Origin of the sequence: Marinobacterium halophilum (assembly GCF_003014615.1) — a bacterium.
In the GTDB taxonomy this organism is placed as follows: domain Bacteria; phylum Pseudomonadota; class Gammaproteobacteria; order Pseudomonadales; family Balneatricaceae; genus Marinobacterium; species Marinobacterium halophilum.
Genome location: NZ_PYGI01000009.1, coordinates 59,215 through 75,847, shown reverse-complemented (window position 1 = coordinate 75,847; position 16,633 = coordinate 59,215). Strand labels below are relative to the sequence as shown.

Annotated in this window: 11 protein-coding genes; 9 read left to right on the top strand and 2 right to left on the bottom strand. The window is 53.8% G+C overall.

What is annotated here, in order from left to right; translation table 11 throughout:
- Positions 1 to 3 precede the first annotated feature (3 nt).
- Positions 4 to 1,329, bottom strand: coding sequence for an HlyD family type I secretion periplasmic adaptor subunit (locus CLV44_RS07810; protein WP_106591556.1), 1,326 nt, complete (start codon positions 1,327 to 1,329; stop codon positions 4 to 6).
- Between the two features lie 13 nt (positions 1,330 to 1,342).
- Positions 1,343 to 3,052 (bottom strand): type I secretion system permease/ATPase, encoded by a 1,710-nt coding sequence (locus tag CLV44_RS07805; RefSeq protein ID WP_106591555.1) that lies wholly within the window; start codon positions 3,050 to 3,052, stop codon positions 1,343 to 1,345.
- Between the two features lie 231 nt (positions 3,053 to 3,283).
- On the opposite strand from CLV44_RS07805, the gene CLV44_RS07800 reads away from it, so the two are divergent.
- Genes CLV44_RS07800 through CLV44_RS07760 form a run of 9 tightly spaced genes read left to right on the top strand, consistent with a single transcriptional unit; the run spans position 3,284 to position 16,608 of the window.
- Positions 3,284 to 4,705 (top strand): mannose-1-phosphate guanylyltransferase/mannose-6-phosphate isomerase, encoded by a 1,422-nt coding sequence (locus CLV44_RS07800; RefSeq protein ID WP_106591554.1) that lies wholly within the window; start codon positions 3,284 to 3,286, stop codon positions 4,703 to 4,705.
- Positions 4,702 to 5,865, top strand: coding sequence for a glycosyltransferase family 4 protein (locus tag CLV44_RS07795; protein WP_106591553.1), 1,164 nt, complete (start codon positions 4,702 to 4,704; stop codon positions 5,863 to 5,865). The genes CLV44_RS07800 and CLV44_RS07795 overlap by 4 nt, the downstream gene beginning before the upstream one ends.
- Positions 5,862 to 6,638 carry an ABC transporter permease gene (locus CLV44_RS07790; protein ID WP_106591552.1) on the top strand — a complete coding sequence of 259 codons (777 nt, stop codon included), beginning with the start codon at positions 5,862 to 5,864 and terminating at the stop codon, positions 6,636 to 6,638. Before CLV44_RS07795 ends, CLV44_RS07790 begins: the two co-directional genes overlap by 4 nt.
- Positions 6,639 to 6,647: 9 nt before the next feature.
- Positions 6,648 to 7,874: an ABC transporter ATP-binding protein gene (locus CLV44_RS07785; RefSeq protein WP_106591551.1), complete on the top strand. Its 1,227-nt coding sequence runs from the start codon at positions 6,648 to 6,650 to the stop codon at positions 7,872 to 7,874.
- Entirely contained in the window at positions 7,871 to 9,319 is a 1,449-nt protein-coding gene (locus CLV44_RS07780; protein ID WP_106591550.1) for a methyltransferase domain-containing protein, read from the top strand. Before CLV44_RS07785 ends, CLV44_RS07780 begins: the two co-directional genes overlap by 4 nt.
- Positions 9,316 to 10,347, top strand: a complete 1,032-nt coding sequence (locus CLV44_RS07775) for a glycosyltransferase family 4 protein (RefSeq protein WP_106591549.1) — start codon at positions 9,316 to 9,318, stop codon at positions 10,345 to 10,347. The genes CLV44_RS07780 and CLV44_RS07775 overlap by 4 nt, the downstream gene beginning before the upstream one ends.
- A 12-nt stretch (positions 10,348 to 10,359) precedes the next feature.
- Positions 10,360 to 12,747, top strand: a complete 2,388-nt coding sequence (locus CLV44_RS07770; RefSeq protein WP_106591548.1) for a glycosyltransferase family 4 protein — start codon at positions 10,360 to 10,362, stop codon at positions 12,745 to 12,747.
- Positions 12,744 to 14,381, top strand: a complete 1,638-nt coding sequence (locus tag CLV44_RS07765) for a DUF4214 domain-containing protein (protein WP_106591547.1) — start codon at positions 12,744 to 12,746, stop codon at positions 14,379 to 14,381. Before CLV44_RS07770 ends, CLV44_RS07765 begins: the two co-directional genes overlap by 4 nt.
- A 13-nt stretch (positions 14,382 to 14,394) precedes the next feature.
- Complete coding sequence (locus tag CLV44_RS07760; RefSeq protein WP_170069297.1) at positions 14,395 to 16,608, top strand: FecR family protein; 2,214 nt, start codon at positions 14,395 to 14,397, stop codon at positions 16,606 to 16,608.
- Positions 16,609 to 16,633 lie beyond the last annotated feature (25 nt).

Sequence of the window (16,633 nt, the reverse complement as noted above, 5' to 3'; positions counted from 1 at the left end):
TAATCAGTCCTCTATCAGTGAGCGGGCAAATGCGTTAGTCGCAGGCTGCACCAGATATTCAAGCAGTGTGCGCTCTCCAGTATTAATCAGGACTTCCGCCGGCATGCCCGGCACCAGCACCAAACTGCCCAAGTCCGTACGCCCGATCTCGGTCAATTCCACCCGAGCGAGGTAATAGGGCATACCGGTTTCTTCATTGGTAAGACGGTCAGCAGACAACTGGGTCACCCGGCCTTCGATAACAGGCGTAGTCGCAGACTTGAATGCACTGAAACGGATATCAGCCAGTTTGCCAACGCTTACTCGGTCAATATCGATGGGTGACACCTGCGCTTCCACAATCAAATCTGAAGCCGCTGGCACAATATCCAACATTGGCGCACCAGATTGCACCACTCCACCGACGGTATGTACGGTCATGCTCAACACCATACCGGCTTCAGGTGAACGAATAACAGTACGCTCCACTCGGTCCATCAATGCACGCTCACGCTCACGCAAGTCAAACACAGTTGACTGTACTTCGGACAATTGATTCACAACTTCAGTATGAAAATCTTTTTTCAGCTGCAAAATACTCAGCCGCGTCTCGCCCTGCTTCATTTTTGCCTGCGCGATGGAAGAGCGGTGATCAGCCATATCACCTTCCAACTGGGAAACTTGACGCTCCAAATCTCGCAGACGCTGCTTATCCACAAAGCCGTCACTTAACAGCTCAGCCAAATCCTTGGTCTCTGCTGCGTATGACTTCATCAACTCACGCTTGCTACTGATGACGGCTTCAAGACCACGGATCTGCTCCTGGATCTGAGTAATGCGCTGCTCCAGAACCTCGATCTCACCAAAATGGGAATTCATCCGCGCCTGAAATACCTGACGTTCGCTGTGAACTGACTCGATAATACGAGGATCATTATTGTCAAAATCTTCCGGGAATACGATTGCCTCTTGCTGGTCACGCTCAGCCTGTAAACGCGCTTCCAGCGCCTGAGCCGTAACCAACTGCCCGCGCACGATACCCAACTCCGCACGGGCTTGGGTATCGTCCAGCACCAGCAATACATCACCGGTATTGACCTGATCCCCATCCCGAACGCGAATTTCTTCAACGATACCACCTTCAAGATGCTGAATCGTTTTCCGGTAGGTTTTCACCGTCACAACACCCGTTGCCAACGCAGCACTATCCAACGGCGCAACAGCTGCCCAGGTACCGAACATGCCGAAAGTAACGAATATGATCAACAGGCCAATCAAACGCGGTTTTTTATCGGACACGCTCAGTTCAAACTGACCTTCGCGAATGGCTTTTAGTGTATCTGCACTCATGTTTCAACAATCCTCAGGCCTGTTTGGCAGCCACTTCGGCCGCACGCGATGCCTTATTCAGTTCAGCCAGAACCTGGTCACGCGGACCAAACATGGCAACCGTACCCTCTTTCATGACCATCAACTTCTGCACCTGAGACAGTACACTGGCACGGTGAGTGATTATGAATACAGTCGCTTTGGTTTCTTTAAGGTTCTGCAACGCAACCGCTAGAGCGGCTTCACCCTGATCATCCAAGTTGGAGTTGGGCTCATCCAGCACGATCAACTTCGGGCGACCATAAATAGCTCGAGCCAGCCCGATGCGTTGACGCTGACCTCCCGACAGAGCCCCTCCCGTCGCACCAATGACGGTATCGTAGCCTTCAGGTAAACGCAGGATCATGTCATGCACGCCTGACATCTGAGCGGCACGCACCACTTCTGAAGCATCAACTTCACCAAAACGCGCTATATTTTCGCTGATGGTGCCTTCGAATAGCTCTATGTCCTGTGGCAAGTAACCAATGTGAGGCCCAAGCTCGTCACGCTTCCAGTTGAATATATCAGCGCCATCAAGGCGCATTTTGCCACCAATAGTTGGCCATATACCCAAGATCGCACGGGCCAGTGTAGATTTACCCGCCGCACTGGGACCAATCACCCCCACCATTTCACCCGGCTCCACCTTAAACGTCACGCCTTTAACAACAGGTGATTTAGTGCCCGGCGGTGCAACCATGACATTCTCGGCTGACAGTTCACCCTTAGGTTCGGGTAACGACATCCGCTCAGGCTCTTCGCCCACAATGGCCAAAATCTCATTTAACCGCTGATACTGTGAACGTGCGCTGACAAACTGCTTCCATACACCAATCATTTGATCAATCGGTGCCAATGCACGCCCTAGCAAGATGGAACCTGCAATCATCAACCCCGGTGAAATTTCCTGCTGAACCGCCAAATAAGCACCCAGACCCAACACTAACGACTGGACAACAAGACGTGTTGTTTTGGAAACCGATGTCAGGATACCGGCGCGATCACTGGCAATACCTTGTAGCGCCAAAACCTTGCGATTCTTTTCCGCCCAGCGATCACGAATACGCCCCAGCATGCCCATGGATTCAACCACTTCAGCATTACGCAGATTCTTGTTGGTGAACTGAGTGGCGGCCATGTTTTCCTTATTGGCCTCAGCCAACATCTTACCGGTCGCTTTCTCGTTCACCACCGCCAAAACGGCCAAAATAATAACACTGATAATCGCCACAATGCCGAACCAGGGGTGGAACATGAACATGATAGCGATGTAGATGGGAACCCAGGGCGCATCGAAGAACGCGAATAGCCCATTACCGGTCAAAAATTGACGCAAGCCTGTCAGGTCGTTCAATGGCTGAGCGTTCGCCTGCATACCACCGGAGTCCAAAGCCTGCTTGAAACTGGCATCGTACAGACGATTACCCAACAAGGTATCAATCCGGGTACTGACACGCACCATGATGCGCGACCGCACCCACTCCAATGCCCCCATGGTGGACATTAAAAGCAACATCACTAACGTCAACATAATCAGTGTCGGTATGCTTCCACTCGTTACTACGCGGTCATATACCTGCAGCATGTAAAAAGCAGGCACCAGCATCAGTAAGTTGATAAACATACTGAACAGACCGACACTGACAAAACTGGAACGACAGGCAAGCAACACTGCTTCCAGATCAGTGCGTTTTTTTCCCATGGGGCACTCCAAAGCTTATAAACCTAACTGATGCAGCCGTATATGGGGTTTACCCCAACGCTTTGCAACGCTCAGGCCACGTTAATTACAACGGCATAAAATGTGCGCGGATATTAACACAGCCTACATACGGCCCGACACCCCGCAGGGCTTGGACTACGGTAGACTAACGTGGACTCATGCACGATAATGCGCGATGGCATAGCTTACTCTCAAAATCAGGATTATATAATGTTTACTCCGGTCATCATGGCTGGCGGCAGCGGCAGTCGCCTCTGGCCGTTGTCACGTCAAAGTTCACCCAAGCAGTTTCTCGATCTGGACGGTTCAGGCTCCAGCTTGCTGCAAAAAACCTTGACGCGTCTTAAGGGGTTAAATCATGCGGCACCACTGATTGTAAGCAATGACAGCTACCGCTTCATGGTTGCAGAACAACTGCGTCAGGCCAACATTGAACCTTTTGCGACAGTTCTTGAGCCGTGCTCCCGCAATACAGCACCAGCAATCGCCTTGGCAGCTTTACATTTACTGCAACAAGGCAATGACACCATCATGCTGGTCCTGGCCGCCGATCATCACTTCACCCGCCCGCAGGAACTGCATCAGGCCATCAATCAAGGCCTGCCGTTGGCAGAACAAGGCAAGCTGGTGACCTTTGGCATCAAGCCGACACGTGCCGAAACCGGCTACGGTTACATCATGACCGGTGCCACACTTGGCGAAAGTGCCTTCAATATTAGTGCGTTCGCTGAAAAGCCTGACTTAGCGACAGCTCAAGCCTATCTGGAAAGTGGGCAACATCTCTGGAACAGCGGCATGTTCATGCTACGCGCCTCGGCTTTTCTGCACGAACTGGAACGTCACGAGCCTGAGCTGCTGAATCATTGCAAGGCCGCAATGGCCTCAGGCACGCAAGATCCTGACTTCATCCGCCCGAATTCAGAACTGTTTAGCCTGTGCCCGGACAACTCCATCGACTATGCAGTCATGGAAAAAACGGATAACGCCTGCGTCGTTGCCATGGATGCCGGCTGGAGTGATATCGGCAGCTGGCAGTCACTATGGGAAGTCAGTGAACGCGATGACAATGACAATGTCGCGTTGGGCGATACGTTTCTGCATGAAACCCGTAATTCGCTGATACATGCACACCATCGTCACGTCGCCACGATCGGCCTGGACAATCACATTGTGGTTGAAACCAAAGATGCAGTCCTGGTTGCCCATAAGGACGACGCCCAAAAGGTCAAAGAGGTTGTCCAACACCTCAAAGCCAACCAGCGCTCAGAATATTCAAACCACAGTCATGTCATCCGCCCATGGGGGGACTTTGACACCATTGATGAAGGCCACCGTTATCAGGTGAAGCGTATTACCGTACAGCCGGGACAGCAACTTTCACTACAGCTGCACTACCACCGCGCCGAACATTGGATCGTCGTATCGGGTACAGCTCAGGTTGTCTGTGGTGACGAAGAAAAAGTACTGGCGGAAAATCAGTCCACCTACATCCCGGTTGGGGTAAAACACCGCCTCAGCAACCCTGGCAGAATTCCTTTGGAAGTGATTGAAGTACAATCCGGTCATTATCTGGGTGAGGACGACATTGTCCGCTTCACAGACATCTATGGCCGCTGTCCGGGCGATGCATGAAAATTGCAGTTAATACCTACTCGCTTCAGCCCTCACCGACAGGAATAGGCCGCTACACCAGCGGCCTATTACGTGAGCTGATCAACCACCCTGATGTTGAGGACATATGCGGCCTTAGCGCACATGGACTGCTGTCGCGCAGCGAACTATGCAATCTGCTTGACGGCATGGACAAAACGACAGAAGCCGGCACAACCTCCTGGCGTAAGTATATGGCCATGTTGCCCGGTGCACACAGCGCTTGGCGGTTATTGAAGGACGTACAAGCCTGGCGTGCAAGTCGCCTACTCGAAGGGTACTGCTACTGGGAGCCAAGCTTCATTCTTATGCCATTTGCCGGCCCCAGCGTGGCGACCATTCATGACTTGTCACACATACACCATCCCGAGTACCACCCCGCTTACCGGGTCAAAATGCTCAACAAAATGCTGCCGCAAACTTTTGCCAAAGCGACACGGCTGAATGCTGTTTCAGCTTTCACCCGGCAGGCATTACGAGAGGAAGGCATACAGAGTCCTATCGATTTGGTGCATCCCGGTGTCGACGACCAATTTTTCACTGTCTCAACGGCAGAGCGCCAACGTTGTCGCCTGCAGCTCAACCTGCCTGACCAGTACATATTATCGGTTGCCACTTTGGAGCCCCGTAAAAATCTTGAGCGGGTCATTAAGGCGTTTTTGTCTCTGCCAGAAAGCATGCGCATGGCTACTCCCTTGGTACTGGCTGGCACACGTGGCTGGCACAGTGATGCCATTGAGTCAGCCATTAGTAGCTTACAGTCCAGAGGGCAAGCCATTCGGCTGGGATATGTCGACCAATCACTGATACCAGCCTTGTATGCCAACGCGACGTTAACCCTTTATGTATCTCACTATGAAGGTTTTGGTATGCCGATCATTGAATCCATGGCTGCCGGTACAGCTGTACTCACTTCTGACCGCACTTCGATGCCAGAAGTGGCTGGGGGGCATGCATTGTTAGCGAACCCCGAATCTACCGACAGCATAGCCTCCCAACTACAAACACTGTTGGCCAACCAGGAACTGCGCCGCACTCTGGCTATGGACGGGCAGATCCATGCCAGTCGATATAGGTGGCAACACTCGGCACATCAACTGCTGAACAGCTTGGCGCAGGCGCAACAGGAGTACACGGCATGACACCCGCTTTGATACTCAACTTTGCCCGTCAGGATCTAAAAGACCGCTACGCTGGCTCCATGCTGGGCGGTCTCTGGTCATTTATCATGCCTTTGATCAACATCCTGATCTTTGCCTTGATATTCTCACAGATCATGGGTGCTCGTCTGGAGTCCTTCGGGGCTGAATTCTCTCAATACGGTTACAGCATTTATCTGATCTCCGGCATCCTGGCCTGGAATGCTTTTTCCTCTACGGTTGCACGGGTCACCAATGTTTTTCACGAGAAACGCAATCTGATTGGTAAGGTCAGCATTCGGCTGGATTTGTTGCCACTGTATATCCTGCTGACAGAAACCTTCATTTTTGGCGTGTCTTTTGTGTTTTTCACCGTGTTTCTGCTGATTATCGGTTATCCACTATCGAGCTGGTGGCTGCTGTTGCCGCTGTTGTACCTGGTACAACAGCTATTTGCCTATAGCCTGGGCTTCCTGCTGGCCATTTTCAGCGTGTTCATTCAGGACATAAAAGAACTGACCAATGTCGTGTTGCAGCTTTGGTTCTGGTTAACGCCTATTGTTTATGTCGTCAATATTGTGCCCGACAGTATTCGCCAGTTGCTGGCGCTCAACCCAATGGTTCACTTCATTTCAGCCTGGCGCAGCATCATTATTGAACACCAGCTACCTGACCTGTTGCCTCTGGCGATTCTGGGTGCTGCTGGCCTGGCTATGCTACTCACAGGTCTCTGGCTAATTGGCAAGCTGGAACGTGATATTCGTGACTTTATCTGAGGCCTAACGATGATCGAAGTACGCCAACTGAGCAAAAGTTTCCGGCTATACCGCAAGCCATCCGACAGGCTGAAAGAAGTCATTTTACGTCGCCGCTATCACCACCATCATCAGGCACTGGACGCTATCAGCTTCCAGCTGAAAAATGGTGAGACCCTGGGGGTGCTGGGACAAAACGGCGCGGGTAAATCGACCCTGCTAAAACTGCTGACCGGCGTATTGCTCCCGGACAACGGCGAGATTCTCATTCAAGGCAGAATCACGGGGCTACTGGAACTGGGTACCGGTTTTGACCATGCATTGACCGGCCTCGACAACATCATGTCCAACGGTCTGTTGATTGGCATGACACGGGCAGAAATTTTTGCCGCTCAAAATGACATTATTGCCTTCTCTGAACTGGGTGAGTACATCCATGAGCCGGTGCGCACATACTCGTCCGGCATGGTCATGCGCCTGGCATTTTCCATTGCCATTCATGCCAACCCGGCATGTTTCGTTGTCGATGAGGCCCTCTCTGTAGGAGATGGCCATTTTCAGCAAAAATGCATGCGCAAAATCCGTGCCTTTAGAGACGCCGGGGGCAGCATTGTATTTGTCTCCCACGACCTGAATGCGGTCAAGATGCTGTGCGATCGCGCGCTAGTATTAGACCAAGGCAAAATAGCCTACGAAGGCGATTCCGATGAAGCCGTAAACTATTACAACCGCATCATGGCCCGGCTGGATGAACAGGAGCAGGTGCTGCAGGAGCAGTCACGTTCGAGTAACAGTTATGGTACCGGCGAAGCACTGATTCAATCTGCCAAACTGATCGGCCGCCGTTCGGGTTGTGACACTATTGCCGCAGGGGAAGATGCCGATATTACGCTTGAAATCGAAGCCTTTGCAGCCATATCGTCCCTCTCTGTCGGGTTCATGATCCGAGATCGCTTTGGACAAGATATTTTTGGCACCAACAGCCATCTGCTCGGCCAGGACATTGCCCTCAAAACAAGAGACATATGCTCTTTGAGCTTTGCCTTGCCCGTCAACCTGGCACCCGGCAAATACACCATCACGCTGGCACTGCACTCCGAGGACAACCATCTGGAGCACTGCTACCATTGGTGTGATAATTTTATCCGCTTTGAAGTAGCTGGCAGCCATCTTCCCATGTTTTCCGGCATTGTCGCACTGCCCACCCAACTGGAATACTCAATCAGGCCCTTAGCAGGGGCGCAGGAAGTTTCATGAACAACCAGCCGCAAACCACAGAGCAACTGCTCGATGCCATCCGTCGTGAAGCCGCTCAACTGGAATTAAACACACAGCCTGAGCCACAGCCCCTGTCCGCCGAGGAATATTCAGGGTCTATGTCATTCGAGCAGAACCTGCGCCTGCCCGCCAAGCCCGTATACCACTACCGGGAGTTCTTACCGTTCGATGACGAGGCTTTTGTGCAGAACGCATTCCTCTGTATTCTGCAACGTGAGCCCGATTCTTCAGGCTTGCAAAGCTATTTGGACAAGCTGCGCAACGGTATGGAAAAACAAGGCGTTTTGGCCGAGCTAAGCGGTTCAGAAGAGGCACAACGCTACGGCGTGCGCATTCGGGGTCTTAAGGGGTATCGCATGATTGCGCGCTTACGCCGCGTTCGTGCGCTGCGCCCCTTGGCACACCGTGCATTGGGCCTGTATCGCCGCATCTGTGAACTGCCCAACAGTGAAGAAATGAGTCACTATCGGGCCAGCGTACTTCAGCAGTTGTCACAAATGAGTCGTCAACTACGACAGGCCGAACGTACGGTTGACGGCTGTCTACATCAACTGGAACAACACAACCTGAAACAAACCGAGCTGCATCAGGGTATTCAACAAGAACTCTCTACGGTTAGGAAACAGTCCGCTAATTTGAGTCACAAGGTCGCTTACCAGCAACAAGCCTTAGCGGCCTCAGCAACATCCACAGGCACGAAAAGTGATTCCCAGAGTGTAGCATTGACATCAGCAGTAGTTGATAACATGGACATTTCGGCTTTCTACGTCGCCTTCGAAGATGCCTGTCGCGGCACACGCGAAGAGATACGGGCCAAAATGACACCATGGCTGGCATATTTACCCAAACCTGAGTCAGGCGGCAACCGAGTACTGGATATCGGCTGCGGTCGCGGTGAGTGGCTGCAACTGCTGGGCGAACAACATTATCTTGCCACTGGATTGGACATCAATCCGGTCATGGTCAACAGCTGTCTGGAACAGGGGTTGGATGTATGTGCCGAAGACGCACTTGCCTGGCTACGGGCCCAGCCGGATGCAAGCCTCTGTGCCATCACCGCCTTCCACGTGATTGAACATGTGCCTTTCGAACTGCTGCTACGCTGGACAACCGAAGCCCGTCGCGTACTTCAGCCCGGTGGCGTACTCATTTTCGAAACGCCTAACCCGGAAAACCTGCTGGTCGGCAGCCACACCTTTTATCATGACCCGACACACCGCAACCCGATCACTCCAGCGCTGCTTGAATTTCTGGCCGAGTATTGCGGCTATACCAATAGCGAATTGGTTCGCCTGCACCCCTACCCTGAAGATGCTCGCGTCAGCGGTAATGATCCGCTCACCGAGCGCGTGAACGGCCACTTGTGTGGCCCTCAGGATATTGCACTGGTTGCACGCGTCCCAGCCATGGAGCTTGTCGAATGAAGCTGCTGCTGACCGCATGTCAGGTGCCGTTTATGCACGGCGGTGCCGATTACCACATAGACGGCGTAACCGAAGCCTTGCGGCGCGCAGGTCATCAGGTAGAGCAGGTACGCTTCCCATTCAAGTTTAATCCAACCAGTTCGATTGAGCAGCTCATGGCCCACTGTGAGCAACAGGACTTCAGTGAATTCAACGGGGTACAAATTGACAAGGTAATAAGCTTGCAATTCCCCGCCTACGGTGTTCGCCACCCGGACCATAGAGTCTGGGTAATGCACCAGCATCGGGCCGTTTATGAGCTTTTCGATCAGCAGCCCAATGCGCGTCAGCTGGAAGCCTTTAAGAGTAAAGTTACAGACTACGATAAGCGGGTACTATCACGTGCCTCACGCCTGTTCGCCAACTCAGCCAACGTGGCCGCACGACTGCGCACATACAATGGCCTCACTGCCTTGCCACTTTATCATCCACCTCACGGGGCTGAGCACTTCTATTGTTCCGACGACTGGGAGTACATTTTTTATCCCAGCCGACTGGAAACCTTGAAACGGCAGTCACTACTGATCCAGGCCGCCAAACACATCAGTGCTCCTGTGCGCATTTTACTGGGGGGAACCGGCGGACAGGAAGCCCAGTACCGAGCCGAAATAGAACAACTGGGTGTACAGGATCGCGTCCACCTGATCGGCCGGTTCAGTGAAGCAGAAAAATACACGCTTTACGCACGCGCATTGGGTGTGTTTTTTGGCCCCTATGACGAGGACTACGGTTATATCACGCTAGAAGCGATGCTGTCCGGCAAGCCCGTCATCACCTGCACCGACTCTGGCGGTCCGCTGGAGTTTGTCCGCGACGGCGAGACAGGTTACGTCCGCGACCCCGACCCCGAGCAGATCGCCGAAGCCATTGATCGCCTCTATGCCGACAAGAAAGCTGCTGCCGCCATGGGCGCTGCCGGGCGCGAGAGCTACACGCATCACAACATCAGCTGGCAGCAGGTCGTCAACAGTCTGCTGGCCGACAACTAAGCAGGATCCAGGATGAAAATTGCCCTGATTGCACCCAGCCCCGTGCCCTTCACCATCGGCGGCGCCGAAAAACTCTGGTGGGGTATGCTGGAACATATCAATCAGCACACCGGCCACGAAGCAGAGCTGATCAAAATTCCCTCCCCCGAGCGGAACTTTGGTGAGTTAATACGTAGCTATGAAGCCTTCAGCCAAATGGATCTGAGCCACTTCGATCGTGTAATCAGCACTAAATACCCCGCCTGGATGGTAGACCACCCCGAACACTACTGCTATTTGCAGCACAAGTTACGTGGCCTGTATGACACCTATCATTTCTGCGGCCAGCCCGAAAAACTGGAGCCCAAAAAGTACCCGGCGGCCTATCAGCCATTAATACGCCTCTTACTGCAGCCACCACAGCGCCAGCAGTTGCCGGAGCTGTTTGCACAACTGAAAGTGCTTGAACAGCATGCTAACCATGACCGATTTTGCGCTTTCCCGGGACCATTAACCCGCGCCGTGGTACATCATCTGGATGCGATTGCACAACGACCCGGTGCAATTCGTCACTATGGTGCCATTTCCTACAACGTAGCCAACCGGCGTGATTATTTCCCGGATGGAACTGAAGTTCAGGTGGTTCACCACCCCTCAGACCTGAAAGATATCCACGGCGGTAAATACACCCATATTTTCACCGTAAGTCGTCTCGACGGCCCCAAACGCCTCGACTTGCTGATTCAGGCGTTTCGCCAACTCCCTGACGATATAGAATTGCGCATTGCCGGTAGCGGACCTGAAGAGAAGAAACTTAAAGCACTGGCAGAAGGTGATCCACGGATACGCTTTCTCGGCCGTATTACCGACCGTGAAATTATTGATCAGTACGCCGACGCCCTATTTGTCCCCTTCATGCCGTATGACGAAGACTTTGGCCTGATTACCATCGAAGCCATGAGTGCCGGAAAAGCCGTATTAACAACGACGGATGCCGGTGGTGTGAACGAATTTGTTGAAAACGGGGTCAGTGGCTTCAGCGTGGCCCCTGATGTTGAGTCCCTGAAAGCCGCGATGGCCAAACTGCTAGCAGACCCGGCTGCGACCAAACAAATGGGTGAGCAAGCCCGCGACAAAGTCGCGCATATCAGTTGGGAAGCCACCTTGGCTCCCTTGCTTGCCCCCGAGCCTGAAACGCCCCCCTCGGTTGTAACCCCTGAAAAGAAAGGGCGTAAAAAAGTTGTTGTTACCTCGACCTTTCCTGCCTGGCCACCTCAAGGTGGCGGCCAAAGTCGCCTATACAACATGTACGCCCAGCTGTCTCAAACGATGGACGTAGCGCTGGTATGCACAGGCACGGAGCAGCGCCACATGCGCCTTTTGCCTGATTTGACCGAACATGTCATACCCGAGTCTTTTACCCAAAAAGTACATGCCAAGAAGCTCCAACATGGCCGCAAAGTCCCCCTGGGCGACATTGCTGCCATTGACGGCATTCTCAAGAACAGTGCCTACATGACGGTTCTGGAAGATCAGGTCCGCGATGCAGATCTGGTCATTGCCTCGCATCCTTATCTGTATCAGGCCATCCGCGCGGTCTGGAAAGGCCCTATCGCCTACGATGCGCACAACGTGGAGGCAGACATGAAGGCCGCCGTTTTGGATGGGCAGAAAAATCCAGAACCCCTGTTACAAAAAGTACGCGACACCGAGGCCGCCTGCATTCACGAAAGTGAATGGCTGGTTGCTTGCAGTCAGGATGACCTGAACCGCTTCGCCGCACTGTATGGAAACATCCAGTGCCCGACGGCGGTAGCAGGAAACGGTGTCGACCTGAGTCTGACTCGCTATTACCGCGTGGACGAGCGTCGCATAAACCGAACCAGGCTGGGCCTGCACCCAGATCAGGAAGCCCTCCTGTTCATGGGCAGCTGGCATGGCCCAAACCTGGACGCCGCCAAACTGATTCTACACTTGGCACAAGAGCGCCCTCAGCACCAGTTCTGGCTACTGGGCAGCCTATGCGGCCACCCTGACTTCCAAAAACTGCCCAACAATGTCATTCCGCTAGGCATGTTGCCTGAAGCAGAAAAGCAAATCGTTATGGCAGCCGCTTCGGCTGCGCTTAATCCTATGATGTCAGGTTCGGGGACCAACCTGAAAATGCTCGATTACGCTGCCTGGGGTTTGGACATCATCAGCACACCTTTTGGTAACCGTGGTATCGGCTTTACCAACGAAAGCGAAGTCAGCCTGGCGGATACAGCGCGCTTCGCACATACGCTTGATGCTCTGTTTGCACTGACAGATGATCAGCGTGACCAGCGCACACAGGCCGCTCGCCACAAGGTTGAATGCAGCTTTGACTGGCAGGCCTGTGCAGAACCCATGGTGAATCTGGCCAGCGACACGCTTGCATGAATGTCACGCCAACCGTTTACACCCTACAATGGTTCTCCGGCCTGCTCAGCACCTACCGCTGGGCAGGCAACACCCTGACTTATAGTTTTCCATCAGGCACCGCACAGCACACTCCTGATTACAGCAGTGATGATGAATGGTCCAGCTGGTATGCACTCAATCAGGCACATCAGGATGCGTTCAGGCAGCTGGCCCTACAGGTTAGCCAACTGACCAACCTGAACCTGCTGGAAGTGAACGATGGCAACAACTACGGCGACCTGCGCATTGCCTTTAATGACGCGATAGCGCCAGGCACAGCAGGCTACGCTTATTACCCCCGGCCCTATTACATCGACGGCACCGATGCCAGCGCTGCATCCGGTGATATCTGGCTCAACCAGAACACCTGGCAAGACACCGCTACACCGGGTACCTGGCTCAACCACACCATGATGCACGAACTGGGTCATGCACTAGGGCTTTCGCACTCTTTCGAGGCGGACAGCGGTTTCCCCGAAGTTCCCACCGCGCAGGACAGTTATCAATATACCGTCATGTCCTACAGTGGACATCCCGACCAAACCCTCGCACTTCCCGTCAGCTTCCAGTTACTGGACATTGCTGCCCTGCAATACCTGTATGGAGCCAACACAGACTTCAATGCGGACAACACCCTCTACCGATTTGATCGCGAGGTTCCACTGCAAACGTTATGGGATGGCGGTGGTGACGACACGCTGGATTTCAGTGCATTGAACAGCCCCATAGTCGCCGATATGAATGGAGGTGGTTTCATCAGTGCTGGGCATGTAACCAACACGCGGGGTGAAACACTCACCGGCAACAACAACCTGTCACTGGCGTATGGGGCCGAGTTTGAACACCTCATCGCCACAGCGGGCAACGACCTGATTACCGGTGCTCGGCACGATAACATCATCGAACTGGGAGCCGGTGCCGATGCCTACCTGTGGCAAGGTGGCCACGACCACATCTTCGGCGGCAGCGGCCAGGATCTCATCCAGCTCGACATACCCGTCACTCGCTGGGCACTGGATACCCGCAACGGACTCACTCTGGACCGGCTATCGCTTAAACTTGACGGCAGCTGGGACAATGCAGTGACCTTCTCGGATGTGGAGCTGATCCGGTTTGATCAGCTGATCTACACTCCTCATGAGCTGATGTTCAACATTTCCGGCAACGCACAACTGGTGTCGCCCCATGCACCCTGGAGCAGCGATATCCTCACCGACACGCGTTTGATTTCAGCTGATGATGCCCAACTGTACCGCGCCTATCTGGGCATTATGGGCCGCACACCGGACAAGGCCGGTTTTGACTGGTGGGCGGATCAACTGGCACAAGGCAGTACGTTGACGGATATGACCGCCGGATTTTTTGCATCTCCCGAGTTTCAAACCCGAGCCGACCGCAATCGCGACGCCAACATCAGCCCCGAAGAGCTCCTGGATGAACTGTATGGCAATACATTAGGCCGCAATCCTGATCTGAGTGGCTATAACTGGTGGCTGAATGAGCTATACTCGGGTGTCCGGACGTCCGACCAGGTCATGCTGGCCTTTACCCAGTCCGACGAATACATTGACGCCAGCTTGCAAGTTGTCGGCCTGCAACTCTGGCTCACCTGATCAGAGGTTATCCATGCGCGCACGAATGTCTCACTTGTCCATGCTGCTGATGATCCTGGCCATAAATTTGGGCATGGCCGGTGCCGCCAACGCCAAATCGGCGGCAGGCACCGTCATTTTGGCCACTGGAGAAAGCTGGCGTCTATCGACCGAAGGTCGTACCCCGCTGAGCCGCAAAGCGAGCGTCTATGCAGGCGATCACCTGATCACGGCTGAGGGCAGCATGACATTGCGCATGCAAGACAATGCCATCGTCAACCTCCAGCCACATTCCAAGATGATCATCCACGCGTACCAGCCTGCCACTGCAGAGGAAGAGGCGGCCATCCGGTTTGAGCTGACGCAAGGCACGGTACGCACCCGCACAGGCAAAATCGGTGAAGATGCCCATCACCGCTACCGCCTGGATACGCCGTTTGCTGCTCTCGGTATTCGTGGTACAGACTACACCGTCAATCTCAATGGAGATGCGCTGAGTGTTTACGTCTACTCTGGCGGCATCCGTCTGGCGCCCTTTTCCGACACTCTCGGCTGCATACAGGGCAACCTCGGTGCCTGCAGCACACCTGAATCCGCCGACCTGAGCGCCAATGATAATGCATGGCTGCACCTGCAACGCGGCGACAGTATCGAACGTATCAGCGGCACGCCCGATTTTATCTCCAGCATGCAAAGCCCGCCGGTTTTTTCTACAGGCCTGCACGATACCCACGGTAAGGTGCTGACCCCCACGGCGACCCATGAGCAGGTGCTTGAATTTGTTGAGCGCGATGACGTCTTGCCTGAAAATGACCAGACAGCACCGCCTTCAACCGCAAAACCCGGCATGGATTTGGAAGGGCTGCGTGATGTCCTGATGCTAGACCCGTCCGGCGACACCGACGGTGACGGCCTTTCCGATGAATATGAATTAGCCAACAACCTCAACCCATGGCTGGCCGATATGGATGGCGACGGGCTCAGAGACGACATAGACCCGACCCCCAATCAAGCCAACACGCATCTGTTCAAGGTGGATAACCGTAGCGACGCTTTTACCGAGTCCCAAATCAGGGACTACCTGCGCCACACCACCCTGAAGCTTGACGCCTACGACCCGGTGGCCAGTCATAGCCTCTACAATCTGCAGCTTAAGCTGCGTCAAACCCTAACGCTTAACGGCTGGTTCGATCTGGACCAGCAACGGCTCTGGGGCAAAACCGGGTCTATTGAAACGCTACTGGCCGCACGCTATTGGCCCGAAGGCCTGCTGTGGGAGGCCCTGCCTGAAAGCTTCGGTCAGTTAGGCGCCAGTGCCGAAGGCATTGAATGGCTGACCGCACTCAGAGCAGACCAGGTATCTCTTTGGCAACTGGAGCAAGACCGCCACAGTATCTGGTTTACTCCGGGAAGTGGCCCTGCAGGCGAAGGTACCCAACAGTTCAATACCCGCTGGGTACAATCCCTGGGCAACCCGGCCGGGCACGGCTCAATGGCCAAAATTCGCAGTTTCAAAGCCGATGCCAACGGCCGTTTTCAGATTGAGATCGGCACTCAGCGCTTCAACTACAACTTGCGTGGTGCCGTGGGTGAAGCCGGAATGTTATTTGCCGAGAATGATTACCTGAGCGTCAAGGGCCATTGGCAAGGCAACACCCTGGTCGTGCTGATTACTGAAAAAAGCTCACACCAACAGTGGATGTTCGGCCTGCAGCAGACCGGGATGGATGACAGTCCATTACTGGCTCAGTGGCAAACACGCAATACCAACGGCGTCACTTGGGGACATTGGGCCGACTTTGCCCACTTGGATGAAGACAAGCTGGCTCAGCTCTCCCGCCATGGCAAAACCCTTGCTTACAACCGTCACTATGCACTCGAAGTAATGCCGGCCAACAACCTGCCACAAAGTGGCCGTGTGCAGTTTGCCTTGAGTGATGCATCGGCCGTTTATGCCAGCAAGGATGGGCTGCGCCCCGCCGAAGTGATCAATCCAATGTTACAGGTCGACTTTGACCAGAAACGCTTTGTATCACGGTTTGACGTCACTGCGCCGGGGCTGGATAACGCCATCGCCATTCAAGGAGCGGGCAGTTTTGATGACAACGGCCAGATGCACAGCGACAGTCACCTTTCCAATGCTCAACTTGAAGGTGGTCTGGGGCCGAACGGTGACAGTGCCTCACTCCTGTTTGAACGTGATCTTGACGATGACGGTTATGTGAGTGGCATCACCCACTGGCAGTGATGCGGCATTCCACGGGTATCAAATT

Excerpts from the sequence above, each read along its gene's own strand:
- CLV44_RS07770 (WP_106591548.1), top strand. The coding sequence starts at position 10,360 with ATGAAAATTGCCCTGATTGCACCCAGCCCCGTGCCCTTCACCATCGGC.
- CLV44_RS07795 (WP_106591553.1), top strand. The coding sequence starts at position 4,702 with ATGAAAATTGCAGTTAATACCTACTCGCTTCAGCCCTCACCGACAGGA.
- CLV44_RS07800 (WP_106591554.1), top strand. The coding sequence starts at position 3,284 with ATGTTTACTCCGGTCATCATGGCTGGCGGCAGCGGCAGTCGCCTCTGG.
- CLV44_RS07785 (WP_106591551.1), top strand. The coding sequence starts at position 6,648 with ATGATCGAAGTACGCCAACTGAGCAAAAGTTTCCGGCTATACCGCAAG.
- CLV44_RS07765 (WP_106591547.1), top strand. The coding sequence starts at position 12,744 with ATGAATGTCACGCCAACCGTTTACACCCTACAATGGTTCTCCGGCCTG.
- CLV44_RS07805 (WP_106591555.1), bottom strand. The coding sequence starts at position 3,052 with ATGGGAAAAAAACGCACTGATCTGGAAGCAGTGTTGCTTGCCTGTCGT.
- CLV44_RS07790 (WP_106591552.1), top strand. The coding sequence starts at position 5,862 with ATGACACCCGCTTTGATACTCAACTTTGCCCGTCAGGATCTAAAAGAC.
- CLV44_RS07810 (WP_106591556.1), bottom strand. The coding sequence starts at position 1,329 with ATGAGTGCAGATACACTAAAAGCCATTCGCGAAGGTCAGTTTGAACTG.
- CLV44_RS07780 (WP_106591550.1), top strand. The coding sequence starts at position 7,871 with ATGAACAACCAGCCGCAAACCACAGAGCAACTGCTCGATGCCATCCGT.
- CLV44_RS07760 (WP_170069297.1), top strand. The coding sequence starts at position 14,395 with ATGCGCGCACGAATGTCTCACTTGTCCATGCTGCTGATGATCCTGGCC.
- CLV44_RS07775 (WP_106591549.1), top strand. The coding sequence starts at position 9,316 with ATGAAGCTGCTGCTGACCGCATGTCAGGTGCCGTTTATGCACGGCGGT.